This is a genomic window from Rhodoferax koreense, assembly GCF_001955695.1.
Classification (GTDB): domain Bacteria; phylum Pseudomonadota; class Gammaproteobacteria; order Burkholderiales; family Burkholderiaceae_C; genus Rhodoferax_B; species Rhodoferax_B koreensis.
Map to the genome: position 1 here is coordinate 2,008,068 of NZ_CP019236.1, position 21,885 is coordinate 2,029,952.

Annotated in this window: 24 protein-coding genes and 1 pseudogene; 14 read left to right on the forward strand and 11 right to left on the reverse strand. The window is 64.4% G+C overall.

Annotated elements, in window-relative coordinates; translation table 11 throughout:
- The first annotated feature begins 210 nt into the window (after nt 1-210).
- The 6 genes from RD110_RS09335 to RD110_RS09360 are packed head-to-tail and all read left to right on the forward strand — an operon-like array spanning nt 211 to nt 4,872.
- Complete coding sequence (locus tag RD110_RS09335; RefSeq protein WP_204250045.1) at nt 211-1,176, forward strand: ABC transporter permease; 966 nt, start codon at nt 211-213, stop codon at nt 1,174-1,176.
- Complete coding sequence (locus RD110_RS09340; protein ID WP_076198820.1) at nt 1,173-1,982, forward strand: ABC transporter permease; 810 nt, start codon at nt 1,173-1,175, stop codon at nt 1,980-1,982. The genes RD110_RS09335 and RD110_RS09340 overlap by 4 nt, the downstream gene beginning before the upstream one ends.
- Nucleotides 1,979-2,737: an ABC transporter ATP-binding protein gene (locus tag RD110_RS09345; protein ID WP_076198822.1), complete on the forward strand. Its 759-nt coding sequence runs from the start codon at nt 1,979-1,981 to the stop codon at nt 2,735-2,737. Before RD110_RS09340 ends, RD110_RS09345 begins: the two co-directional genes overlap by 4 nt.
- A gap of 3 nt (nt 2,738-2,740) precedes the next feature.
- Entirely contained in the window at nt 2,741-3,058 is a 318-nt protein-coding gene (locus tag RD110_RS09350; RefSeq protein ID WP_076198824.1) for a hypothetical protein, read from the forward strand.
- 10 nt (nt 3,059-3,068) lie between these two features.
- Nucleotides 3,069-4,130, forward strand: a complete 1,062-nt coding sequence (locus RD110_RS09355) for an ABC transporter substrate-binding protein (RefSeq protein WP_076204708.1) — start codon at nt 3,069-3,071, stop codon at nt 4,128-4,130.
- Between the two features lie 19 nt (nt 4,131-4,149).
- Nucleotides 4,150-4,872, forward strand: a complete 723-nt coding sequence (locus RD110_RS09360) for an SDR family oxidoreductase (protein WP_076198826.1) — start codon at nt 4,150-4,152, stop codon at nt 4,870-4,872.
- 224 nt (nt 4,873-5,096) lie between these two features.
- Here RD110_RS09360 and RD110_RS09365 read toward each other — a convergent pair whose 3' ends face one another.
- The 8 genes from RD110_RS09365 to RD110_RS09400 form a co-directional block, all read right to left on the reverse strand.
- Complete coding sequence (locus RD110_RS09365; RefSeq protein ID WP_076198828.1) at nt 5,097-6,092, reverse strand: Bug family tripartite tricarboxylate transporter substrate binding protein; 996 nt, start codon at nt 6,090-6,092, stop codon at nt 5,097-5,099.
- A 16-nt stretch (nt 6,093-6,108) separates the two neighbouring features.
- A complete protein-coding gene (locus RD110_RS09370; protein ID WP_083686177.1) occupies nt 6,109-7,095 on the reverse strand; it encodes a tripartite tricarboxylate transporter substrate binding protein in 987 nt (328 codons plus the stop codon).
- 25 nt (nt 7,096-7,120) lie between these two features.
- The gene (locus tag RD110_RS09375; RefSeq protein ID WP_076198830.1) at nt 7,121-8,185 is read right to left on the reverse strand and encodes a cyclase family protein; all 1,065 of its coding nucleotides are present in this window, start codon (nt 8,183-8,185) and stop codon (nt 7,121-7,123) included.
- 7 nt (nt 8,186-8,192) lie between these two features.
- Nucleotides 8,193-9,119 carry an NAD(P)-dependent oxidoreductase gene (locus RD110_RS09380; RefSeq protein ID WP_076198832.1) on the reverse strand — a complete coding sequence of 309 codons (927 nt, stop codon included), beginning with the start codon at nt 9,117-9,119 and terminating at the stop codon, nt 8,193-8,195.
- Nucleotides 9,116-9,802 carry an RraA family protein gene (locus RD110_RS09385; RefSeq protein ID WP_076198834.1) on the reverse strand — a complete coding sequence of 229 codons (687 nt, stop codon included), beginning with the start codon at nt 9,800-9,802 and terminating at the stop codon, nt 9,116-9,118. The genes RD110_RS09380 and RD110_RS09385 overlap by 4 nt, the downstream gene beginning before the upstream one ends.
- Nucleotides 9,803-9,894: 92 nt before the next feature.
- Nucleotides 9,895-10,884, reverse strand: a complete 990-nt coding sequence (locus RD110_RS09390) for a tripartite tricarboxylate transporter substrate binding protein (protein WP_076198836.1) — start codon at nt 10,882-10,884, stop codon at nt 9,895-9,897.
- A 125-nt stretch (nt 10,885-11,009) separates the two neighbouring features.
- Nucleotides 11,010-11,909 (reverse strand): LysR substrate-binding domain-containing protein, encoded by a 900-nt coding sequence (locus tag RD110_RS09395; protein WP_076198838.1) that lies wholly within the window; start codon nt 11,907-11,909, stop codon nt 11,010-11,012.
- 88 nt (nt 11,910-11,997) lie between these two features.
- On the reverse strand, nt 11,998-12,258 hold the full coding sequence (locus RD110_RS09400; RefSeq protein WP_338053091.1) for an IS3 family transposase: 261 nt from the start codon (nt 12,256-12,258) through the stop codon (nt 11,998-12,000).
- A gap of 168 nt (nt 12,259-12,426) precedes the next feature.
- On the opposite strand from RD110_RS09400, the pseudogene RD110_RS28535 reads away from it, so the two are divergent.
- From RD110_RS28535 to RD110_RS09415, 3 genes and pseudogenes are all read left to right on the forward strand, one after another.
- Nucleotides 12,427-13,082 (forward strand): annotated as a pseudogene (locus tag RD110_RS28535) (DDE-type integrase/transposase/recombinase); the annotation flags it as partial.
- A 779-nt stretch (nt 13,083-13,861) separates the two neighbouring features.
- Nucleotides 13,862-14,653, forward strand: coding sequence for an Npun_F0296 family exosortase-dependent surface protein (locus tag RD110_RS27835; RefSeq protein WP_076198840.1), 792 nt, complete (start codon nt 13,862-13,864; stop codon nt 14,651-14,653).
- A 92-nt stretch (nt 14,654-14,745) separates the two neighbouring features.
- Nucleotides 14,746-15,723, forward strand: coding sequence for an acetamidase/formamidase family protein (locus RD110_RS09415; RefSeq protein ID WP_076198842.1), 978 nt, complete (start codon nt 14,746-14,748; stop codon nt 15,721-15,723).
- Here RD110_RS09415 and RD110_RS09420 read toward each other — a convergent pair.
- Entirely contained in the window at nt 15,714-16,019 is a 306-nt protein-coding gene (locus tag RD110_RS09420) for a UBP-type zinc finger domain-containing protein (protein WP_076204714.1), read from the reverse strand. The genes RD110_RS09415 and RD110_RS09420 overlap by 10 nt on opposite strands.
- Nucleotides 16,020-16,183: 164 nt before the next feature.
- Between RD110_RS09420 and RD110_RS09425 the strand changes: the two genes are divergently transcribed.
- The 5 genes from RD110_RS09425 (at nt 16,184) to RD110_RS09445 (ending at nt 20,454) form a co-directional block, all read left to right on the forward strand.
- Nucleotides 16,184-17,044 carry a DODA-type extradiol aromatic ring-opening family dioxygenase gene (locus RD110_RS09425; RefSeq protein WP_239467206.1) on the forward strand — a complete coding sequence of 287 codons (861 nt, stop codon included), beginning with the start codon at nt 16,184-16,186 and terminating at the stop codon, nt 17,042-17,044.
- A 145-nt stretch (nt 17,045-17,189) separates the two neighbouring features.
- Nucleotides 17,190-17,516 carry a DUF4148 domain-containing protein gene (locus tag RD110_RS09430; protein WP_076198844.1) on the forward strand — a complete coding sequence of 109 codons (327 nt, stop codon included), beginning with the start codon at nt 17,190-17,192 and terminating at the stop codon, nt 17,514-17,516.
- A gap of 231 nt (nt 17,517-17,747) precedes the next feature.
- Complete coding sequence (locus tag RD110_RS09435; RefSeq protein ID WP_076198846.1) at nt 17,748-18,068, forward strand: DUF4148 domain-containing protein; 321 nt, start codon at nt 17,748-17,750, stop codon at nt 18,066-18,068.
- Between the two features lie 206 nt (nt 18,069-18,274).
- The gene (locus RD110_RS09440; protein ID WP_076198848.1) at nt 18,275-18,643 is read left to right on the forward strand and encodes a hypothetical protein; all 369 of its coding nucleotides are present in this window, start codon (nt 18,275-18,277) and stop codon (nt 18,641-18,643) included.
- 11 nt (nt 18,644-18,654) lie between these two features.
- Entirely contained in the window at nt 18,655-20,454 is a 1,800-nt protein-coding gene (locus RD110_RS09445; RefSeq protein ID WP_239467207.1) for a RecQ family ATP-dependent DNA helicase, read from the forward strand.
- Here the strand turns inward: RD110_RS09445 and RD110_RS09450 are convergent.
- Nucleotides 20,394-20,909 (reverse strand): dihydrofolate reductase, encoded by a 516-nt coding sequence (locus tag RD110_RS09450; protein ID WP_076198850.1) that lies wholly within the window; start codon nt 20,907-20,909, stop codon nt 20,394-20,396. The two genes, RD110_RS09445 and RD110_RS09450, sit on opposite strands and share 61 nt — an antisense overlap.
- 4 nt (nt 20,910-20,913) lie before the next feature.
- Nucleotides 20,914-21,756, reverse strand: a complete 843-nt coding sequence (locus tag RD110_RS09455; protein WP_076198852.1) for a thymidylate synthase — start codon at nt 21,754-21,756, stop codon at nt 20,914-20,916.
- Nucleotides 21,757-21,885: the final 129 nt, after the last annotated feature.

Here is a 21,885-nt window from a genome sequence, read left to right on the forward strand (position 1 = left end):
CATCTTTTCAGTTGTCGGGGCGGCAAATAATGCAACACTGTCACCAGTCGACCGGCAACTGCCCATGCGCGGCCCCGCAAAAACCAAGCGGTGGACCAAGGGGCGGTTCTGCGTCGATTCATAAAGTCCGGTGGAGACAAAGGCCGGTACAAAAGGGGGAGACATCCGTGGAAACATTGACTGGCCATCCTGGGTACGGCAGCGATCAGCATGCCGGGCGTGACGCAAGCTATTGCGCAGACGCCTGTTCATTGGCCGAAGCCGGCACAACTGGCGCCCTCTGGCGGCCAGCGCAAGCGTGAAAGACCTGCAGCGCATGCAAGCGACGCCGGCGGCAATATGCTGGTCTTCACCGATCGCGGGGCCGGCCGGCCGGGCGCTTTTCGCAGTGGGGCAGCGGTAATGCGGCACTGGGTCTCGTCGTCGTTGTGGTTCTGCGCTCCTTTCGCCGTCCTGCTGGTCCTGTGGGCGGTCCTGGTCCCGTACTTCGACGTCAACCCCCGCTTGTTTCCGCATCTCGACGCGGTGGTACAGGCGGGTCTCGATGGCATCAAGGATGGCACCCTCATCCAGCACATCGGTGCAAGCCTTCTGCGCGTCACGGTCGGCACGCTGCTCGCCCTTGTGTTCGCCATTCCCCTGGGCATCGCCATGGGCGTGAGCCCGGCGGTTTCCGGCTTTCTCACACCCCCGTTCAGGTTCTTTTCGGTGCTGGCGGGCATCGCATGGATACCGGTCGCATCGCTGTGGTTCGGCTACGGCTTCGGCGCCATCACCTTCGTGATCTTCAATGCCGTGTTCTTCATCGTGACCTACAACACACTGCTCGGCGTCTCGACCATTCCCCTGCAGGTGCGCCACGCAGCTGCATCGCTGGGTGCGGGGCGATGGGCCATGCTGACCGAAGTCCTGCTGCCGGGTGCGCTTCCCAATATCGTCACCGGCATTCGCACAGGACTGGGCTTCGCCTGGCGCGGGCTGATCGCCGCCGAGATGATCGCCACCAACGTGGGCCTGGGCTACATGCTGTTCGTGGCGCGCGATTTCTACAAGACAGAGGTCATCGTGCTGGGCATGATCGTCATCGGCGTGTTGTGGCTGCTGCTGGACCGTTTGCTGCTGGCGCCGATCGAACGCGCGACCAGCGAGCGCTGGGGCATGGTGCAGCGCGCATGAAAACGTTTCTCCTCAGGGCCTGGAGCCGCTACCTGCGCCTGACGACACGATGGCCGTCGGTCGGCACCATCGTGCCGTTTCTTCCCTTGATCGCCGCCTGGTGGATCATCACCGCGCTGCATGTATTTCCGCCTGCGTTCCTGCCGGGGCCGGCGGATGTCGTGCGTTCGTTCGGCACACTCGTCTACACGGGCGTCTTGCCGGATTACCTGCAGGACAGCATCGTGCGGCTCGTCGTCGGTTCCTTCTGGGGCATCATGCTGGGCATCCCTCTCGGATTGCTGGTGGGCCTGAGCCAGCGGGCGCACAAGGTGCTGTGGCCGTTGCTGATGTTCTTCCAGGCCATCGGAGACATCGCCTGGTTGCCCATCCTGGTGATCTGGTTCGGCTACGGCCTGACGACCATGACCGTTGTCATCGTCTACACGGTCATCTTCCCGGTCATCCTGAACACGGTGCTGGGCGTGCGTTCCATCCCGATCAACATGCATCGCGCCGCGCTGAGCCTGGGTGCGTCGCGCACCCGCATGCTCTGGGAGGTAGTGCTGCCGGGGGCGTTGCCCAACATCATGACCGGCCTGCGCAATGGCCTGGGTTATGGATGGCGTGCCCTGATCGCGACCGAGATCATCGTCGGCACCAGCGGCATCGGTTTCCTGATGTTCGATGCGCGCCGCGCCGGCTCGGTCGTCGAGATCCTGCTGGGCATGATCATCCTCGGGACTCTTTGGTACATCGTAGACAGTTGGATCCTCGCTCCTATCGAGCGGGCGACTGGACAGCGCTGGGGATTGGTGACGAAGTGAAAAGCCTGACTATCCGTAATCTTTCGAAGACCTATTTCGACGTCCACGCGGGCGCGAACGTGACCGCGGTGCGCGACATGTCGCTGGAGGTGCCGGCCGGCGAGTTCGTGTCCATCGTCGGCCCGTCCGGGTGCGGCAAGACCACGCTGCTCAACATGATCGCGGGCTTCATTCCCCACACTGAAGGGGAAATCACCGTCGGCGGCCAGCCGGTGAAAGGGCCTGGACCCGACCGCGGCGTGGTGTTCCAGTCATGGGCGCTGTTTCCCTGGCGCACCGTTCTCGACAACGTCGCCTTCGGCCCCAAGATGCGCGGCGTCGGCCGGGCCGAACGCGAGAAGATCGCGCACGACTACCTGGCGCTCGCCAAGCTGTCCCACGCGGCAGGGCGTTATCCCAACGAGCTGTCGGGCGGCATGCAGCAGCGCGTCGGCGTGGTGCGTGCGCTGGCCAACGAGCCGGACGTGCTGCTGATGGACGAACCCTTCGCCAGCGTGGATGCGCAGACGCGCATGACCTTGCAGGAGGAGCTGACCCGGATCTGGGAGCAGAAGCGGCCCACGGTCATCTTCATCACCCACGACGTCGCGGAAGCCGTGTTCCTGGGCAACCGGGTCGTGGCCCTGTCCAAGGGGCGGGTGCTGGAGGAGATCGCCGTCGACCTGCCACGGCCCCGGGTTTGGGACGAGCTGAACGAGGACGGCCGGTTCAAGGCCCTGTGCGGGCGCGTCCTTCAACTCGTGCGGTCGGCCTGAGCCATGCTGCGTGACGTGCTCCGGTCGCGGAAGTTCCACATCCTGCTGGCGATGGCGGTCTTCTATGTCGCCTGGCAGCTTTGGCTGACGATCGCCGCGCCGAGCAAGATCACGGGCCTTGCGGGCGAGTCGGAAAAGGTGAACGTACTGGTCACGCTGGCCTTTGCGCCGGAACGCTTTCACTTTCAGCGCTTTCAGGCCTACGGCAGGGTATCCGGTACGGAACAGAACGCCCTTGAAGTTCGCGGCGTGAAACGCGCGGACCTGACGGCCGTTGCCCGACCTTACTGGGTGAAGCGTGTTGAACCATTACAACCATGAGGAGACCATGATGAAACGAATCGCGCTGTTGTTCTGTTCCCTGCTGTTCCTGCCGTTGCTGGCACTGGCGCAGTCCACGAATCTCGTCAAGGTCAAGGTCGGCATGGTGGCCGCCGTCGACATGCTGGCCTTGCCGATTGCTGTCGAGCGCGGCTTCTTTGAGAAATACGGGCTCGACGTGACGATCGCGCGCCCCTACGCCACCGGCGTCGATGCCCTCAACGCGCTGCAGGCGGGCGAGACCGACATGGTCCAGGCCGGCGTTCCGGCCATCGGCGCCATCCTGCGCGGCATGGACCTGGTGTTCCTGGGCAACTTCAGCGGCAACGCCACCAAGGCTGGGTCCGATGCCACGCTCGCGCTGATCGCAAACAGCGGTACCGGCATCGTCAAGGGTGACCTGAAGAGCCTCAAGGGCAAGAAGATCGCGACCTCGTTCGGCACGATCAACCACCTCTACATTCTCGGCCTGCTCGAGAAAGGCGGCCTGACGCCGGCCGATGTGACGCTGGTCAACACCCCACCGCCGGAGATGACCGTGGCCTTGCTGGCCAAGGGCGTGGATGCGTTCGTGGCCTGGGACCCGGCGCCGGTCATGGCCATGAAGGACGTGCCGGGCGCGATCGAGGTGATCCGCGGCGGCGATGTGATCTCCTACCTCGGCTTCAACATCGCGCTGCGGCCCTGGGTGGAGAAGAACGGCGCGACGATCGAGAAATTCCTGGCGGGCGTGTCCGAGGCCGACCAGTGGATGCGCAAGAATCCCAAGCAGGCCGCCGCCATCGGTACGCGCTGGATTCCCGGGCTGAAGATGGACGTTGCGGAAGCCGCGATGCAGAACAACATCCAGCAGGTGGACCGCCGCATTTCCGCGCACAACTACCGTGCGCTGTGGAAGGCGCAGGACACACTGCAGCGGCTGGGCGTGATCAAGACCGTGTTCGACGTGAACAAACACATCGAGCCCAAGTTCATTCTCAACGTGATGCAGACCTACCCAGCGCTGTTTTCCGACCTGCAGCCCATTCCCGCGGATGTGGCGATCAAACCCGGTTTCGTGTTCAAGCCCTGATCCGGCTGGAGGCGCAGTCATGACAGAGAAAAGAGTTGCGATCGTCACCGGCGCAGGCAGCGGGATCGGCAAGTCTGCGGCGCTCGCGCTGCTGAAGGACGGCTACTACGTCGGCCTGGTGGGCCGCCGCCAGGACATGCTGGAGAAAACCGCGGCGGAATCCGCAGCCCAGGACCGCGCGCTGGTGCTGGTTGCCGACATCACCCGGGATGCCGATGTCGAGAAAGTGTTTTCCGAAGTGAAGCGCACATTCGGCCGGCTCGACGTGTTGTTCAACAATGCCGGCATGGGCGCGCCCGCCGTGCCGATGGAAGACCTGCCGATCGAGAAATTCCGCGAGGTGGTGAACATCAACCTGGTGGCCATGTTCCTGTGTACCCAACACGCCATCCGCATCATGAAGGCACAGGAGCCGAAGGGCGGCCGCATCATCAACAACGGTTCGCTTTCGGCGCACGCGCCGCGGCCGATGTCGGTCGCCTACACCGCGACCAAACACGCGGTCACCGGCCTGACCAAATCCATCTCGCTCGACGGCCGCAAGGACGACATCGTCGGCAGCCAGATCGACATCGGCAATGCGCTCACCGAGCTCGCCGCGGGCATGTCGACGACCGAACCGATGATGGACGTGACACACGCCGGCGACGCCGTGCTGCACATGGCCAAGCTGCCGCTGGACGTGAACGTGCAGTTCATGACCATCATGGCCACGAAAATGCCGTTCGTCGGCCGCGGCTAACATTCCGTACGCTGCCTCCGATGACAGCATAAAGCCGCGTTGAGAGGAGAGCGTCAAGGTGACGGGCCCTTCCAGAAAGGAATCTACGCTTTGTCCTCCTCGATTGGCGTCGGCCCATGCATTGCGACGCCCGGTACGCCGGTGAACGTCAGGCATGCTGGTGAACAGCTCCAACTGGCGTACCTGCGGTTGATCGAGAATGAACATGGGCGGGTCCGATCGAATTACTGTTTCTCGACTTTCGCGCTTGTAGCTACGGCGCTCCAGTACTGGGTCTGGTTTTTGAGCAGTTGAGCGAAGTCTTGGCCGAAAACCACGGTTGGCACCGCGCCGATGCTGTCTGCATATTCCTTCATGCTGTTGCCCTTCATGACGACGCTGATCTCGCGCTCCAGACGCTGGACCACGGTGGCGGGCGTTCCCTTGGGAATCCACAGGCCGGTAAAGTTAACCACGCTGTAGTTCGGAAGGCCAGCCTCTGCGAAAGTCGGCACATTTGGAAATGCCTTGAGCCGCTCCTTTCCGCTGATTGCCAGCAACTTGACCTTGCCGCCGTTAAGCTGGCCCATGACACCAGCAGTAGATGCAATCTGGAAATCGATAGTGTTGGTCAACAGTGCCATCGTTGCTTCTCCATTGCCCTTGAATGGCACATGGACCGCGTCGAATTGGCCAGCCATTTTCAAGGCTTCGGTGGAGAAGTGTGGCATGGTACCTGCCCCTCCCGTGCCATAGTTCAACTTTCCGGGATTGGCCTTGGCATAGGCGATGAGCTCCCCGAGTGTTTTGAACTTGGAGTCTGCGGCCACGACGATGGCTGCCGGCGCAAAGTTGAAAGCCGCGACCGGCACCAAATCCTTGTCGTAGTCCCAGGCCAGCTTGTGGAAGACGTGCGGAAGGATCGCATACGTCATGTCATTGGTGAGCAAGGTCGCGCCATCGGGCGTGGAGCGCGCAACCTGCAGAATGCCGATGGTGCCTGTGCCGCCGGGCTTGTTGTCCACGAAGAAGCTGGTGCCGGTCTGTTCCGTCAACTGCTGTGCGATGCGGCGCGTCACGAGGTCGACCGCGCCGCCGGGGGCATAGGGAACCACCACGCGCACTGGCTTGGATGGGTAGTCCGCCTGCGCATGCGCTGCAGGCGCTGCGATTGCCATCGCTGCGGCCATGGATCCAAGGGCCAGAAGGCGGTGGCCGAACTTGATGAGGTTATGCGCCATGAGAATGTCCTGCGGGTCAGTCGGCGTGGATGTTGCCGGCCTTGATGACTTCGGCCCATTTGGCGGTTTCTGTCTTCACGAACGCGCCGAAGTCCTTGGCGCTGGAGCCGACAGGCTGTACGCCCATCTCTTCGAAGCGTTTGGCCACGGCCGGACTGGCCACCACGGCGCGGGTCTCCGCCTCCAGGCGATCCAGCACGGCACGGGGCGTGCCGGCGGGGGCGAACAGGCCGTTCCATTCGTACACCTCGAAGCCCTTCATGCCCGACTCCGACATCGTGGGCACCTGGGCCCAGGCATCCTGCCGCTTCGCCGAGGTGATGGCCAAGGCCTTGAGCTTGCCACCCTTGACGAAGGTGCCGCTGGCGGTCGTGGCGCTGAACATCAGGTCCAGCTGGCCGCCGATGAGGTCCGTCAGTGCGGGCGCGCCGCCCTTGTAAGGCACATGGGTCATTTGCAGCTTCTGGCTTTGGGCGAACAGTTCGGCCGCCAGGTGCTGGGCGCCGCCGTTGCCTGCGGAGGCGAAGGCCAGCTTGCCGGGCTGGGCCGCCGCCGCCTTGACTACGTCGGCCACGCTCGAAAAGCGCGAGTTGGCCGGCACGACCATCAGCAGCGGGACCTGCATGATTTGGGACACCGGCGCCAGTTCTTTTTCCGGGTTGTAAGAGAGCTTGGGGTACAGCGTCGGGTTGACGGTGTAGGAAGTCGCGTCCAGCAGCAGCGTGTAGCCATCGGCGGGCGCCTTGGCGACAAAGGCTGCGCCGATGGTGCCGCTGGCACCGGGCCGGTTGTCGACGAGGATCTGTTGCTTGAGCCGGCCGCCGAGTTCCTGAGCCAGGATGCGTGCCGTGTTGTCGGCCGCGCCACCGGCCGGGTACGGCACGACGAGCCGGATCGGCTTGTCGGGCCAGTCGGCCATGGCAGCGCCGGTCAAGGAAAGCAGCGCTGCTGCGAGGACGGGGCCGACGAGGGCGGCCATCTTGGCCGGGCGTGTATTTTTCATTGAAAAGTCTCCTGTGTTATTGAGATCAAACGGTCGCAATGGGGGTCGCGGGTGAACCGACCGCACCCGGCAGGCGCAGCGGTGGTGCGGTGAGCAGGAAGCGGTGGCGCCCGTTGGCGCGCAGCCAGCGCGCCAACGGCGTGAGCAGCCACAGCTCGCCGAGGTGGATGCCGTTCTTGAACAGGCAGTGTTCGTGCAGCGGCAGGCGGGGCCGACGCATGGGCGTCGGCGTCATGAGCTTGGGCACCACCAGCTCCACCGCGGGGTTGTCGGCCAGCAGGCAGGCCAGCCGCACGTCGACGATCCAGTTCAGCAGTTTCGCGTCGTGGCCGTCCAGTCCGCTGCCGGTGGCGTGCAGCTGCTGCAGGTCGGGTTGGCGGTTCATGGCCAGCAGCGTGTCCGCGAAACCGGTGTGCAAGCAGACCATGTCCCCCGCCTCGATCTCAACGCCGTCCGTGTCGAGGATGCGCATGAGCTCGTCATAGCCCACAGCATGCCGGCGGCGACCGACGTGGTGTTCCAGATCGACCATCACCCCCCGGCCTTGGGCACCATGTTCCGCCAGATTCTGGATGCCCAAAGCGTCGGCGCGTGGCCCCGGAAAGCGGGCCCAGTCGGCCACGGCCTGTGGGTCGGCCGAGGCTGCATGGATGTCACGCCCGGCGCGGTAACCGTTATAGAACACCGCCTCGGCTTCGCCGTCGCCATCGGCATCGAAACGCGAGCCCATGTGCGCCAGGCTGTCCCACTGGGTCGAATACTGGGTGTTCATCAGCAGCACCTCGTCGCACACCACATCGGTCTGCTCGGGGTCTTCCGTGGCGTAGGACCAGCAGTAGCCCTGCACGCCGGCGCTATTGCCGTCCCGCAGCGTGGCGAACATTTGCGCCGGCATGCGGCGTGGGTTCATCGTCATGCCGCCCGGCACGTCCAGCGGTAGCGAAAGGCAGAATGTCTTTCCCTCGCGCACTTCGGCGATGCCCTGCAGCACCTTGTCTGCGTCGACCAGGTTCATGCGACCGCGTTGGTCGTCGATGCCGAACTCCCCCCAGTGGCTGCCCGGCGGCGCGTTTTTCCAGCGTTGTGACATGGTGACCTCACGCAGTGACCGCTCGGCGCGCCAGGCTCGCCAGTGCGTTGCGTGCCGCGAAGACACCCATGTTGACGTACGCCCCGTTGGTCACCGCGCCGATGTGGGGGCTCAGCACGATGCCGGGCTGACCCTGGAAAGGGTGTCCGGGTTGCATCGGCTCCACTGCGAAGCTGTCCAAGCCGGCGCCCATGACCTGGCCCGACTGCACCGCAGCCAGGAGGGCCGCTTCATCGATCAAGCCACCACGCGCCGTATTGACCACGATGACGCCGGGTTTGCAGGTGGCCAGCGTGGCGTCGTTGAGCATGTGCCGGTTCTCGTCGGTGAGCGGGCAATGCAGAGAAATGACATCGGCCTCGCGCAACAGGTTCGGCATGTCCGTGGTGGTGATGTAGTCGGGCAGGCTCTGGGCGTAGGGGTCGAAACCCAGCACCCGCATGCCCAGGCCATGGGCCATGCGCGCGAAGCGCTGGCCGATGGCCCCCAGGCCGACCACCCCCACCGTCAGTCCGTCCAACTCCACGCTCATGTGGCCGGCCTTGTCCCAATGGCCCGCGTGCATGCGCGCGTCGACGCGGCTGACCGACTTAGCGCAGGCCATGAGCAAGGCCAGGGCTTGCTCGGCCACGGCCGCTGCATTAGCGCCAGCGGCGGCGACGACATCGATCCCGCGCTCTTTGGCCGCGGCCTTGTCGATGTTGTCGGTGCCGCTGCCGTGTTTGGACAGCACCTTCATGGCCGGCGCCGCGTCCATCGCTGCTGCGCCGATCTTGCCGTAGCGCACGATCATGGCCACAGGGTTGTGTTCACGGCAGAGCGCGACGATGTGTTCTTCCTGCGGGTTCTTGCCGGTGAAGACCAGTGCATACTCCTTGAGCAATTCCAGCGCCTGGGGCGCCAGCGCGTCGCTGCTCACGAGGATGGTGCTCACAGTGTTTCCCCTTCCTTGAGAGCGCCCGCAGCGCGCAAAGCCGAGTCCAGCCATTTGGCGGCGGTGTCGCCGGTCTTGATGGCAGCGATGCGAGCCGCCTCGTCGCGCACCTTCTTTTTCGCCATGGGCAACAGGCCTTCGATCTTGTCGCGTTCGACGACGACGACGCCGTCGGCATCGCCGATGACGAAATCGCCTGAGTGCACGGTAACGCCACCGACCGACACCGGATGACCGATGCGGCCGGGCACCAGCTTCGTGGGGCCGTTGGGATTCGTGCCGGCGCAGAATACCGGGTAGTCCATTTCGTGGATCTCCAGACTATCTCGCGCGGCCCCGTCGATTACCACCCCTGCAATGCCCAACTGCTTGCAAGCAGTCATCATGATGGTGCCCATCAGTGCGGCGCTGAGATCGCCCTTGCCATCGATGACCAGCACGTCGCCGGGCTTGGCCAGCGAGATGGCGGCGTGGATCATGAGGTTGTCGCCAGGGCGCACTTCCACAGTCAGCGCCGTGCCGGCCAGCTTCATGCGCGGCCGCAGGGCCCGGATGCGGCCGTCCAGGCCTCCGCGACGGCCGGCCACGTCGGCCAGGATGGCCGGCTGGAACTCGGCGGCCTGCTGCACGATGTGTGCGGGAACGCGTTCGAAGTCACGGATGATGTCGGGCAGTGTGGACATGGGGGTACCTTTCGAAGGAGGAGGGATGTGGGGCGGCCGGCCTGGCGCAATGCCGGGCCTGTGAAGCTGGATTTGGTGATGGTGAGCCGCGCTCAGTCGATCTTGGCGCCGGATTCCTTGACGACCGCCGCCCAGCGTGTGGTCTCGGTGCGAATAAGGGTCGCGAAGTGCTCGGGTGTGCCGCCCAACACCTCGCTGCCCTGCTCGGCTAGTTTCTGGCGGACATCGGGTGCCTGCAGCGCCTTGTTGAAGGCGGCGTTCAGGGTGCCAACGATGTCCTTCGGCAGACCGGCCGGGCCGGCGATGCCGAACCACGTGACGGCCTCGAAACCTTTGAAGCCCGACTCGGCCACGGTGGGGACTTCGGGCATGTCCGGCGAACGCTTGACCGAGGTAACCACGACGCCGCGCATCTTTCCGTTCTTGATGTGGCCGATGAGGGTCGGCACGGACGAGATGTACATCTGGACTTGTCCGCCGATCAGATCCGTGATCCCCTGTGCGGCGCCTTTGTAGGGCACATGCGTAAAACGCACACTGGCGATCTTCTGCAGTTGTTCCATGGCAAGGTGCGCGACCGTGCCGTTGCCGGAGCTGGCGAAGTTGAGGAACTCGGGCTTCGCCTTGGCCGCGGCCACGATGTCGGCGAGCGTCTTGTAGGGCGAGGTGTTCGACACGGCGAGCACCAGCGGCGCACTGGCCACCAAGCCGACCGGTGTGAGATCCTTTTCCACGTCGTATGGCATCTTGGCGTAAAGGCTCGGGTTGATGGCCAGGTTGCTTGTTTGCCCTAGAACCAGGGTGTAGCCGTCCGCCTTAGCCTTCGCAGCAGCATCGACACCCAGGTTGCCACCGGAGCCCGGCTTGTTGTCGATGATGATGGTCCAGCCCTGCTGCGTGGTCACCTTGTTGGCAACCTCGCGCGCGATCATGTCCGGTGCGCCGCCTGCCGGAAACGGCACCACGAGTCGGATCGCGCGGGATGGATAGGCGCCTTGTGCGCTGGCCGAACAGGCTGCGGCTGCGCCGACAACAAGCAGGGCTGCCATGGTCGCAGCGCCACGCACGGTGGGCAATCTCATTTGTTGTCTCCTCAGTCCATCTACGGCAGCTAGATCGCTCTCGCTGGACTCAGGGGAAAGTATTCACGCCCGCGCCGAAAACATCCAATCGATTATTCGTTTCAACCCATTGGAAAAACTTTTGATCAGGAAGGGTGGCGCCTCGCTTGGGTTGCGAGCAATGCCACAAGACGATCAGCAGCAGGAGAAAGATAGCCGTCTCTTCTCGAGCTGACCACCATCCGCCGTCGCATGGTCGCTCCGCGCACCACCACTTCGCGCAACTGGGCGCCGCTGCTGCCCGCCCGCAGATGGAGGCGGGAGATGAAGCTCAGCAAGCCGGTTTCCTCGATCAAGGTGGGAAGCATCAGCAGCATGGTGCTTTCCACCTGGACTTCGGGACGCGGCAGGTGATGACGGTCGAATGTCTGGTCCAGCCAGTCCCGGATGGGGGCACCCGGTGGCTGCAACACCCAGGGGTAGCCGACCAAGTCGCGTAGCGTGAGCGCCGGCCGCTCGAAAAGAGGGTGGGACGCCGCAGCGGCAACAACGATCTGGTCTTCTGCAAGCAATTGGGAGCTCAGTTCCTGATCGTCGAAGCTTTCGGTGCCCACCATCAGGTCGATGTCCCCACTCGTCAACTTTGGCCGTAGCACGTCTCCAAGCGCCACTGTTGTCTTCAGCTTCACGCCAGGTGCTTCTCTGAGCAGAGTCCGGGCTGCTGGTGGGAGTAGAAATTGGGCCGCTGTTGGCACGATGCCCAGCTTGACCTCGCCGGTCATGCCCTGACTAAGATCGCGAATCTCGCGGTGGGCGTTTTCGAGGTCCAACCTCGCGCGCTGTGCCCACTTGAGCAAAGTCTTACCAGCGGCCGTCAGCCTGATGCCGCGGCCAGTGCGCTCAATGAGGTTGGCGCCGTACGTCTCTTCCAAGCGACGAACTGCGCCGGTGAGCGCGGGCTGCGAGCGATGCAAACGCTCAGTAGCACGGCCAATATGTTCAAGCTCGGCAATTACCTCGAAATAGTGAAGGTCGCGTAAATCCACGTAAATCCCTTTAGACGGTCCGACGCATTCTGAATCGCCCCCGGTGTTGAACTGACCTCCAGAAGTTGAACGGTCACGATGCCGCCGTTCAGGCGGTGCTTCTCAACCGGTACTCCACCGGGCTGAGCCCTTGCAGCCCGAGCTTGATGCGCTCGTGGTTGTAGTAGTGGACGTGATCATGCACGCCCGCTTCAAGCGCATCAATGCTGGCGGGCCTTTCGAGATGAAAATACTCGACCTTCAGGGCGCCAAGAAAGCTCTCAATTGCCGAGTTGTCGAAGCAGTTGCATTTGCGGCTCATGCTTTGCTTGACTCCGCGTCGCGTGAGCATCGCACGGTAGGGCTGCATCTTGTAGTGCCAGCCTTGGTCGGAGTGCACGATCAGGTCATCTTGCACGACGCGGCAGCTTGTGGGCAAGGCATCGATGCGACTCGCTGGATCTCGATTAACTCGCTGTTCCACAGCAACTTGGTCGGCACCGCGAACAATGCCGTGCTCACAATGGCGCTCGAGGTCGTCATCCAGCTCAGTCGCGTGGTGTACTTGTACCGATCAATGGCACGCGACGATAGTGCGTTGACGATGCGGATGAAGATCATGCAGGCCCGCGTGCACTTCGGTTACAGGCGAGTGCACGTGATGCTCAAGCGCGAGGGCTTCAAAGACAATCACAAGCGGGTGTACCGCCTGTACCGGGAGGAAGGCCTGTCACTGCGCCTCAAGCGGCCCAGGCGCAGCAAGGCGGCACGACTGCGCCAACCCAAGACCGCGGCGCAGCGAGTTAATCAGATATGGAGCATGGATTTCGTGGCTGACAACCTGTTTGACGGCCGCTAGCTGCGCATGGTCACGGTCGTGGACTGCTGCTCGCGCGAGAGCCTGGCCATTCATGCCGGACAAAGCCTGAAAGGCGAAGACGTGGTGCGGGTTTTGAACTTGATCGTGTGCGAGCGCGGCCTGCCGCAGACCATCAAGACGGATAACGGCAGTGAGTTCATCAGCAAGGTCATGGACAGGTGGGCCTATGAGCACGGCGTCGAACTGGACTTCAGCATAACGAGGTTAGACCCCACAGTGCGCTAGACTGGACAACGCCCCAGGAGTTCGCCCGGCGTGCGGGGTTTAAACCCCGCACGCCGGGCAACAAAAGAGCCGGAAATACTAACTTCTGATCGGTAGGGAAATTGGGTCAGGGTCATTGACGGACTTCGCGAACTTCAGGTTGGTACGGCTGGGAGGGGCAGGTCAGTCCACTCCGCCAGACATAAGGGTTTGCTCCTATGAAAATGGCAGCAAACCCTTTTTTTATGGTCCAAATTTGGAAGGCTAGCGCCAAGCCGCTTGCGGAGGTCGGGTGAACCGTCCTGTTGCGCGCGTGCGCAGGCACTGGCGGGCCATCACAGCTTGTCCCAGCGCGACTGCGGAACGATCCACCCGCCACAATGCTCGCAGCGCCGGTAACGCTGGCTGGTGCTCTGGAAGCAGTGCGGGCAGACCTCGCTTGAGTACTCCCTTCGACCGAAAATCCGCGGCGTCAACGCCGAACGCAGCAGGGTCCAAAGCGTGGTTTTGGCCCGAGGTTGGCGGGATGGCCGGCCACTTCGGACGGATTGCGTATAGCCTGTGATACGGCGCTGAGGGCGTGACATTGTCGGCATGAGCGTGTTGGTTGGCACCCAGATTCGTCCGGACGAGAGGCGCCGGCCACCGCAACTGGATTTAAGTTCACTATAGCCATGCTTGTAGCACCCTGTTTCACGGCCAGCCTGGCGCTTCAGAGCCGTCCGAAACGCGTTGCCATGGGGGCGGATGACGGCCAGGTTGCTGCGGCAAGGACTACGTGGGCTGTCGGTTTCGTCCTACGCGGCGGCGTGTCGGTACCGTAAGACCATTCAGAAAGGAGAGATTTTTTTACCTCTCTGTCACAACTGAAACAACAGGGACACACGCCATGAGGAAACTTCTGTTCAGCGCCATTTTTGCCGTCGGGGCGGGGCTTGCCGGAGGGGCGCAGGCCTACCAGGTGAGTTACAACTACACCAACACCAATGTGCCCGGTGGCGACCAGTCCGGCAAGACCAGCCCGTTCCTGACCGCCGCCAACGTGGCGGTTCCGGGCTCAGGCATCTTCATCGAGACGTTCGGCGCGCGCAACGGCGGCGGCAATGCGCAAGGCTGCGGGCTGGATACGCCGGCCGGGCTGGTGAGCCTGAGCGGCGGCAGCTACGCCTTCAGGTCGGGCACGGTCGCAGGCGTGGCCGCGGCGCCGGCGGGGGACTCAACCTGTTATGCCTATGGCCCTTCGCAGGGCGGCAGCTTGCCCGATGTCGTGAACGTCAATTACAGCGGGCTGTTGAGCCAATTGGGCGCCGGGGCGAGCCTGAACTACCTCGGTCTCTATTACGGCTCCATCGACACCTACAACGACCTGCTGTTTTACAACGCGCAAGGCGGGCTGATCGCGACCGTTACCGGCGCCAGCCTGATCGATCAGTTCAAGGGCACCTCGGGCAACCAGCAGGCCGACTCGTCCAACATCTATGTGAACCTGTTCTTCGAACCGGGCGAGCAGTTCACCAGTTTCTCGTTCCGCACCACCGGCATCGCCTTCGAGATGGACAACGTGTCTGTCGGCTTCAACGTGGCGCCGCCGAGCCAGGTGCCCGAGCCTGGCTCGCTGGCCTTGCTGGGCCTGGGCATCGCGGCCATCGGTCTGACGCGCCGCCGCAAACGCTCCGTCTAAGCGACGCCACCTGCGCTTGGGGCTGTTGCCGAATGCATCGGCGGCAGCCCTTTGATGTTTCAGGAGGCGCCGCGGCCCCTACACTGGCGCGCATGGCCACCCATCACGAACTTCATTCCTCCCCCGATACCGTGCATTGGGGATTCTTCGATGCGGCATTGCCACCCGTGCTCACGGTCGCCTCCGGCGACAGGGTCACGTTGCACTGCGTCTCCGGCGCTCCGGAAGACATGCCGGGTCCACCGTTCGAGGTGCTGCCCGAATTACGCGCCATCCACGACCGCATCAAGCCGCGCATGCGCGGCCACATCCTCACCGGGCCGGTGGCGGTGCAGGGCGCCATGCCGGGCGACATGCTCGAAGTGCGGGTGATCGACGTCGCCCTGCGCCAGGACTGGGGCTACAACGTCCAGCGCCCGCTGCTGGGCACCCTGCCGGAAGACTTCCCGCAACTGCGCCGCATGCACATCCCGATCGACCGGCAGCGCCGCATCGCCACCATGCCCTGGGGCACCGAGCTACCGCTGGCGCCGTTCTTCGGCATCATGGGCGTGGCGCCGCCGGCCCACTATGGCGCGCAGAGTTCGATCGAGCCGCGCGAATACGGCGGCAACATCGACCTCAAGGAAATGGTGCCGGGCACCACGCTGCTGCTGCCCGTGTGGGCCGAAGGCGCGCTGTTTTCCGCGGGCGATGGTCACGGCATGCAGGGGGATGGCGAGGTGTGCCTCACGGCGCTGGAGACCAGCCTGTCGGGCACCTTCGAGTTCGTGCTCCACAAGCACGCCGGCCTGCGTTTCCCGCGTGCGCTCACGCCCACGCACTACATCGCCATGGGCCTGGATGCCGACCTGGACGACGCCGCCCGGCAGGCGCTGCGCGAGATGATCCGCTGGATCGGCGAACTCACCGGCCTGCCCGCGCCCGACGCCTACACGCTGTGCAGCCTGGCCTGTGACCTGCGCGTGACGCAACTCGTCGACGGCAACAAGGGCATCCACGCGATGCTGCCGCGCGCGGCGTTGCCAGGGGCGCGGCCTTATCCGCCCGAACCTGGCCTTCAGACGTAGCGGGGGATCGGGCCGTTCTGCGGCGTGGTGTCGCCGAGATCGACCTCGACCTTGTCGACGAAACACCAGCCCCAGCCTTCGGGCGGATCGTAGCCCTCGATGATCGGATGCCCGGTCTCGTGAAAATGCGCGCGGGCGTGGCGGTGCGGAGAATCGTCGCAGCAGCCGACGTGGCCACAGGTGCGGCACAGGCGCAGGTGGACCCAGATGCTGCCCAGCTTCAGGCATTCGGCACAGCCCAGCGTGCCCGGCACCACGTGGGCAATGCTGTCGGTATGGGTGCAGTGTTTGCTCATGCGGACCATGCTAGCACCAAGCCGCCAGAAACGGGTGGTGTCTCGGTGCGTCCTGAAATCCGGCACAGTGTTTCCCGGCTTTGCCATCTAGTGGTGCCGACACGGCGTCTGTACATTCATGGCATGGCGCCATGGCGCGCCACATCATTTGAGAAAGAAACACCATGCAAGCCATGACCCGCCCATCCACCGACTCCTACGCCGACTCAGCCACCCGATTCCCGGTCTATTTCGTTTCGCACGGCGGAGGCCCCTGGCCCTGGGTCGACGGCATGCGCGAGCAGTTCGCCAGGACGGAGCAGGCGTTCCGCCAGATGCCACAGCGCTTCCCGGCCAAGCCGAAGGCCGTGCTGGTGATCACGGGGCACTGGGAGGCGGAGGCCTTCACCGTGTCTACCGCCGAACACCCGTCGATGGAATACGACTACTACGGCTTTCCAGAACACACCTACCGGATCCAGTACCGTGCCCCAGGCGCTCCCGCACTCGCCGCCCGTGTGCGTGAACTGCTCGGCGCGGCCGGCATGGAGAGCGCAGAAGACCCACGCCGCGGCTTCGACCACGGCACCTTCGTGCCGATGGCGCTGATGTACCCCGAGGCCGACATCCCGGTGGTCATGCTGTCGATGAAGTCCAGCTACGACCCGGCCGAGCACATCCGGCTCGGCCAGGCCCTCGTGCCGCTGCGCGACGAAGGCGTGTTGATCATCGGCAGCGGGCTCACCTACCACAACATGCGGGGTTTCGGCCGTCCCACGTCGACGCCCGTGGCCAGCGCCTTCGAGGCCTATCTCAACGACGCGATCACCGCGCCGACGGCTGCCGTGCGCAACGAGCGGCTGGTGCATTGGGAGGCAGCGCCCGGCGCGCGGCTCGCCCATCCGCAGGAAGACCATCTGATTCCGTTGATGGTGGTGGCCGGCGCGGCGGGAGACGATGTGGGCCGCCGTCTCTTCGTCGACCAGGCCATGAACGTGGCGATGGCTTCGTATGAGTTCGGTACCGTGGCCGAGCCGTCGGAGTGACGAACGTATACATGTGGCATTGATAAAGTGACTTCTGTCACCTGTTTATGAGCGAACTTATCGCGAATTTTGGTATTCACAGACCGGGCAGACCATGCAAACCGTCCATCCCGGACGGACCATTCACCCGAGAGGAATCCACACCATGAACAGCTCGAAGAAACGCCTGTCTTCCGCCTTGATCGCCGTAGCGGCCCTGACCGCTGTCAGCGCCTTTGCGGAATCGAACGACGCCTACCCCGTGCAGCCCAAGACCCAGAGCACCCTCACGCGTGCGCAGGTCGAGGCCGACGCCGCGAAGGCCGAAAAGAGCGGTGGCGTTCTCAAGAACGACGACAGCTATCCCAAGGCCCAGAAATCCACCGGTCCCGGCAAGACCCGCGCCCAGGTCAAGGCGGAATTGAAGAAGGCCGAGGCGGCAGGCCAGACGCCCGAAATCAATAACAACAACTACCCCGCCGCCACCAAGTAAGACGCGTGCCCCACTCTGAGGCAGAGTCTCTGGTTTGGAAACAGTGTGATTCGATTTAGGGCTCTTCAGAAGCGGAACGCCAGGACCCAACTGCCAATCACAGAGGGCGCAAGCTTGCAAACCCTGTACATGCAAAGAACCTCTTTTCAAGGGCCACCGAACCCGGTGGCCACGCGGCAAGAGGCTCCTTTCATGTAGTGGCCATTTTTTACTGTCAGAGGAAACTACATCATGAACACTTCGACCAAGATTCTTTCGTCGGCCCTGATCGCCATTGCTTCCTTGTCTGCCGCCAGCGCATTCGCGGGCGACAACGACTATCCCGGTGTCCAGACCAGCACCGTGAGCAACACGACCCGCGCCCAGGTCCGCGCGGAACTGATGCAAGCGCGTCGCGACGGTACGCTGATCCAGGCGGACGACAACTACCCGGCCGACCAGGCGGCCCAGACCGTCGGTGGCAAGACCCGTGAGCAGGTCAAGGCCGAATTGCGCGACGCGCAATCGCAAGGCAACTACTCCGCACGTGTGGCCGACAGCTATCCCGCCTGATCCTTGAGTCCATTCCTGGCGCTTGACGCCTGGGCGACGGCCGCATCCTGTGAGGGGTGTGGCCGTTTTTTCGTGGTCGGCCGATCGCATCGACCTTGGCGTGGGCGCTCGCTGACAGCAGGGCCGCGGTCCGTCCCACAGCCCGGCAGGTCTTCGCTTCGCACAATGGAACAACCTTTCCCAACGAGACGAACCGAAGGAACATCATGGCAACCAGCAGCATTTTGGGCGGCGAACACATGCCCGAACCCATCCCCGGCAAAGACACGGACGCACTGGGCCCCAGCGACAACTCCGACAGCGGCAGCGACGCGCAGGGCGCCTATGGGGACGGCGAACTGGCCAACGACAGCGATGCCGCGGGTACGGGCGAGCGCGCGAGCATCGAGGGCATGGACCTCTCCGACCGCGACATCCTGCCCGATCACGTTGAACGCGAAAGTGACGCGACATCCGATGAACCCATCGACATCGACAGCGAGGCCGCCGTCGACGACCTCGCCCTCGACGAGGAAGGCGACGAAGAGGACGAGGATGAAGGCGGTGCCGAGTCCGACAGCCCGGACCGTGGCTGAGCAGGTGTTCCGTGCGACTGATCGATACCGATACCGCGGTCCAGGCCGAAGCCGCCATCGGCGGCAAGCCATCCACTCTTGAACGCAAGGCCTCTGCGACGCCTGCTCAGCGAGACAGGCGCATCCGCGATGCCCTGCGGCGGGGCTTCGGCCTGCAGCGGATGCGCACTGGCCAACGCGAGGTGATCGAGCGCGTACTCGATGGCCGCCACACGCTGGCGGTGATGCCGACCGGTGCGGGCAAATCGCTGTGTTACCAGTTGCCCGCGCTGCTGTTGCCCGGCAAGACCGTCGTGGTCTCGCCGCTGATCGCGCTGATGAAGGACCAATGCGAAACGCTGTGCGAGCGCGGCATCCAGGCCGTGCAGGTCAACAGCGCCATCGATGCCGAAACCCTGCACGCGGCTGAACGGGCCATTGCCGACGGTACCGCGCGCATTGTGCTGACCACCCCCGAGCGGCTCGCCGATGCGGCGTTCATGGCCTTGCTGCAGCGCCAGCCCACGAGCCTGCTGGCCGTGGACGAGGCCCATTGCATCTCGCAGTGGGGCCATGACTTCCGTCCCGCGTTCCTTGACATTGCGCCCGCCTTCCGAAAGCTCGGCAAACCCACAGTGCTGGCGCTCACCGCCACCGCGACCGACGCCGTCACCGCAGACATCCGCACGCAACTCGGCATTGCAGCGAGCGGCGTGATCAACACTGGCGCCTACCGCGCGAACCTGCACTATCGCGTCGAACAGGTCGCGCGCGAGGAAGACAAGCTCGCGCGGGTGCTGGCCCTGGTGGCAGGCGCCGAAGGCAGCGGGCTGGTCTACACGGCCACGGTGAAGGCCGCCGAGGCCGTGCACGCCGCGCTGGTGGCCGCCGGTGCCTCGGCGCTGATCTACCACGGCAAGTTGCCCGCGGCCGACCGCCACGCGGCGCAGGAAGCGTTCATGGACGGGCGCGTGCGCGTGATGGTGGCGACGAACGCTTTCGGCTTGGGCATCGACAAGCCCGACATCCGGTTCGTGCTGCACTACCAGATGCCGGCCGGGCTCGACGCGTATTACCAGGAATCGGGCCGTGCGGGCCGCGACGGGCTGGACGCGGACTGCACGCTGCTGTTCCTGCGCAGCGACAAGGCCGTACAGCAATTTTTCATGGGTGGACGTTATCCCGGCGAAGACGACGTTCGGGCTCTCTATGGCGCGCTGCAGGGCACGCCGCCGGATGCGCAGGACGGCTGGTCTCTGGCCCAACTGCAGCACAAGCTGCGCCGGCCGCTGAACAAGCTGCGGGTGGCCACAAGCCTGCTGCGCCGCCAGCGCATCGCTGCCGTCGACACGGGTGGCCACGTCTATCTGTTGAAGAAACACCTGGACGACGCTGGCCTGCTGGCCTTGATGACGGCCTACCGGGGCAAGCGCGAGCTCGACCAGGACGCGCTCGAAGGCATGGTCTTCTATGCCCAGACCGGCCAGTGCCGCTGGCGGGTGCTGCTGGCGCACCTGCAGGGCCGGGAAGACGCGGAGGATTGCGGAGGCTGCGACAACTGCCGCCGCATCGCCGAGGCCCGGGCCGGCCTGCAGGCCCAACTCGCCGAGCGTGCGGTCGAGACGGTGCAGACGCTGGCGACCGGGCCGGTGTTCAAGCCGGATGACGCGGTGAAGGTGAAGCGCTATGGCCGGGGCCGCGTGGTGGCAGCCGATGCGTCAACCGTGACTGTGGCCTTCGAGGAGGGGCCGCAGAGGGCGTTCCACCCCGACTACGTGTCGCCGGTGCGGCCGGCGTCGGCCCGCTCGCGCCGGAACACCACGAAGCTGTAGCCCAGGCCGCTCGCGGCGCGGTGCGTCTCGCGCGAAACCTCGCGCCAGGGCGGGGCCAACAGTGGCGCGAAGGCATCGCCTTCGAAGTCGGCGTCGATCTCCGTCACCACCGCCGAGTCCGCCAGCGGCAGCGCCTGCGCGTAGATGTCGGCACCGCCGATCACCCAGGCGTCGACGCCCGCGGGGAACATCGCGCGCGCCTCTTCCACCGAGCCGGCGCGCACCGCGCCGTCGGCCTGCCAGCCGGCCTGGCGCGTGAGCACCACGTTCTGGCGTCCGGGCAGCGGGCGGAACCGTGGCGGCAGCGAGTCCCAGGTCTTGCGGCCCATGATGACCGGCGCGCCCATGGTGGTGCGCTTGAAATGCGCCAGGTCCTCGGGCAGGTGCCAGGGCAGGGTGTTGTTGGCGCCGATGACGCCGTTGCGCGCGCGCGCGAAGATCAAGTGGATCGGCATTGGGCTAGACCGCCACCGGCGCCTTGATGGCGGCGTGGCATTGGTAGTCGAGCACCTCGAAATCCTCGAATTGGTAGTCGAAGATCGAATCCGGCTTGCGCTTGATGTGCAGCGTCGGGTAAGGATAGGGCGCGCGGCTCAGTTGCAGCGCCACCTGCTCGGCATGGTTGCTGTAGATGTGGCAGTCGCCGCCGGTCCAGATGAAGTCGCCCACGTCCAGGTCGCATTGCTGCGCCACCATGTGCGTCAGCAGCGCATAGCTGGCGATGTTGAAGGGTACGCCGAGGAAGATGTCCGCACTGCGCTGGTACAGCTGGCAGCTCAGCTTGCCGCGTTCGCCGGGGGCCTGTGCCGGCGCCACGTAGAATTGAAAGAAGGCATGGCAGGGCATGAGGGCCATCTTGTCGAGATCGGCCACGTTCCAGGCGCTGACGATGATGCGGCGCGAATCGGGATTGGCCTTCAGCGTCTTGATGACTTCGGCGATCTGGTCGATGTGGCCGCCGTCGGGCGTGGGCCAGCTGCGCCACTGCACGCCGTAGACCGGGCCCAGGTCCCCATCGGCGCGCGCCCATTCGTCCCAGATCGTCACGCCGCGCTCTTTCAGCCAGTTGTTGCTGCTCGATCCGGTGAGGAACCACAGCAGTTCCTGGATGATGGAACGCAGGTGCACCTTCTTCGTCGTGACCAGGGGAAAACCTTCGTTCAGGTCGAAGCGCATCTGGTAGCCGAACACGCTCTTCGTGCCGGTGCCGGTGCGGTCGCCCTTGGCCACGCCATGGGTGTCGACGTGGCGCATGAAATCTTCGTACTGGGAGCGGGTCGGTCTGGAGGGGGAGGAAGTCATCGCGAATGGGCCTTGGGCTCGGCTCGGAGCGCGGGAGCGTTCCGTCAGCGTGCATTCTAGGCGGATCGGGCAGCGCCCCCGATGGCCGCGGGGAGGGGTGGGGTGTGCTAAAACGGCACAGCAAGACGT

What these genes read in the sequence shown, in the direction of transcription:
- RD110_RS27835 (WP_076198840.1), top strand. Translation starts at nt 13,862, where the DNA reads ATGAGGAAACTTCTGTTCAGCGCCATTTTTGCCGTCGGGGCGGGGCTT.
- RD110_RS09455 (WP_076198852.1), bottom strand. Translation starts at nt 21,756, where the DNA reads ATGACTTCCTCCCCCTCCAGACCGACCCGCTCCCAGTACGAAGATTTC.
- RD110_RS09435 (WP_076198846.1), top strand. Translation starts at nt 17,748, where the DNA reads ATGAACACTTCGACCAAGATTCTTTCGTCGGCCCTGATCGCCATTGCT.
- RD110_RS09390 (WP_076198836.1), bottom strand. Translation starts at nt 10,884, where the DNA reads ATGAGATTGCCCACCGTGCGTGGCGCTGCGACCATGGCAGCCCTGCTT.
- RD110_RS09370 (WP_083686177.1), bottom strand. Translation starts at nt 7,095, where the DNA reads ATGAAAAATACACGCCCGGCCAAGATGGCCGCCCTCGTCGGCCCCGTC.
- RD110_RS09350 (WP_076198824.1), top strand. Translation starts at nt 2,741, where the DNA reads ATGCTGCGTGACGTGCTCCGGTCGCGGAAGTTCCACATCCTGCTGGCG.
- RD110_RS09400 (WP_338053091.1), bottom strand. Translation starts at nt 12,258, where the DNA reads ATGCAGCCCTACCGTGCGATGCTCACGCGACGCGGAGTCAAGCAAAGC.
- RD110_RS09440 (WP_076198848.1), top strand. Translation starts at nt 18,275, where the DNA reads ATGGCAACCAGCAGCATTTTGGGCGGCGAACACATGCCCGAACCCATC.
- RD110_RS09355 (WP_076204708.1), top strand. Translation starts at nt 3,069, where the DNA reads ATGAAACGAATCGCGCTGTTGTTCTGTTCCCTGCTGTTCCTGCCGTTG.
- RD110_RS09340 (WP_076198820.1), top strand. Translation starts at nt 1,173, where the DNA reads ATGAAAACGTTTCTCCTCAGGGCCTGGAGCCGCTACCTGCGCCTGACG.
- RD110_RS09385 (WP_076198834.1), bottom strand. Translation starts at nt 9,802, where the DNA reads ATGTCCACACTGCCCGACATCATCCGTGACTTCGAACGCGTTCCCGCA.
- RD110_RS09335 (WP_204250045.1), top strand. Translation starts at nt 211, where the DNA reads ATGCCGGGCGTGACGCAAGCTATTGCGCAGACGCCTGTTCATTGGCCG.
- RD110_RS09360 (WP_076198826.1), top strand. Translation starts at nt 4,150, where the DNA reads ATGACAGAGAAAAGAGTTGCGATCGTCACCGGCGCAGGCAGCGGGATC.
- RD110_RS09430 (WP_076198844.1), top strand. Translation starts at nt 17,190, where the DNA reads ATGAACAGCTCGAAGAAACGCCTGTCTTCCGCCTTGATCGCCGTAGCG.
- RD110_RS09425 (WP_239467206.1), top strand. Translation starts at nt 16,184, where the DNA reads ATGCAAGCCATGACCCGCCCATCCACCGACTCCTACGCCGACTCAGCC.
- RD110_RS09420 (WP_076204714.1), bottom strand. Translation starts at nt 16,019, where the DNA reads ATGAGCAAACACTGCACCCATACCGACAGCATTGCCCACGTGGTGCCG.
- RD110_RS09365 (WP_076198828.1), bottom strand. Translation starts at nt 6,092, where the DNA reads ATGGCGCATAACCTCATCAAGTTCGGCCACCGCCTTCTGGCCCTTGGA.
- RD110_RS09450 (WP_076198850.1), bottom strand. Translation starts at nt 20,909, where the DNA reads ATGCCGATCCACTTGATCTTCGCGCGCGCGCGCAACGGCGTCATCGGC.
- RD110_RS09375 (WP_076198830.1), bottom strand. Translation starts at nt 8,185, where the DNA reads ATGTCACAACGCTGGAAAAACGCGCCGCCGGGCAGCCACTGGGGGGAG.
- RD110_RS09415 (WP_076198842.1), top strand. Translation starts at nt 14,746, where the DNA reads ATGGCCACCCATCACGAACTTCATTCCTCCCCCGATACCGTGCATTGG.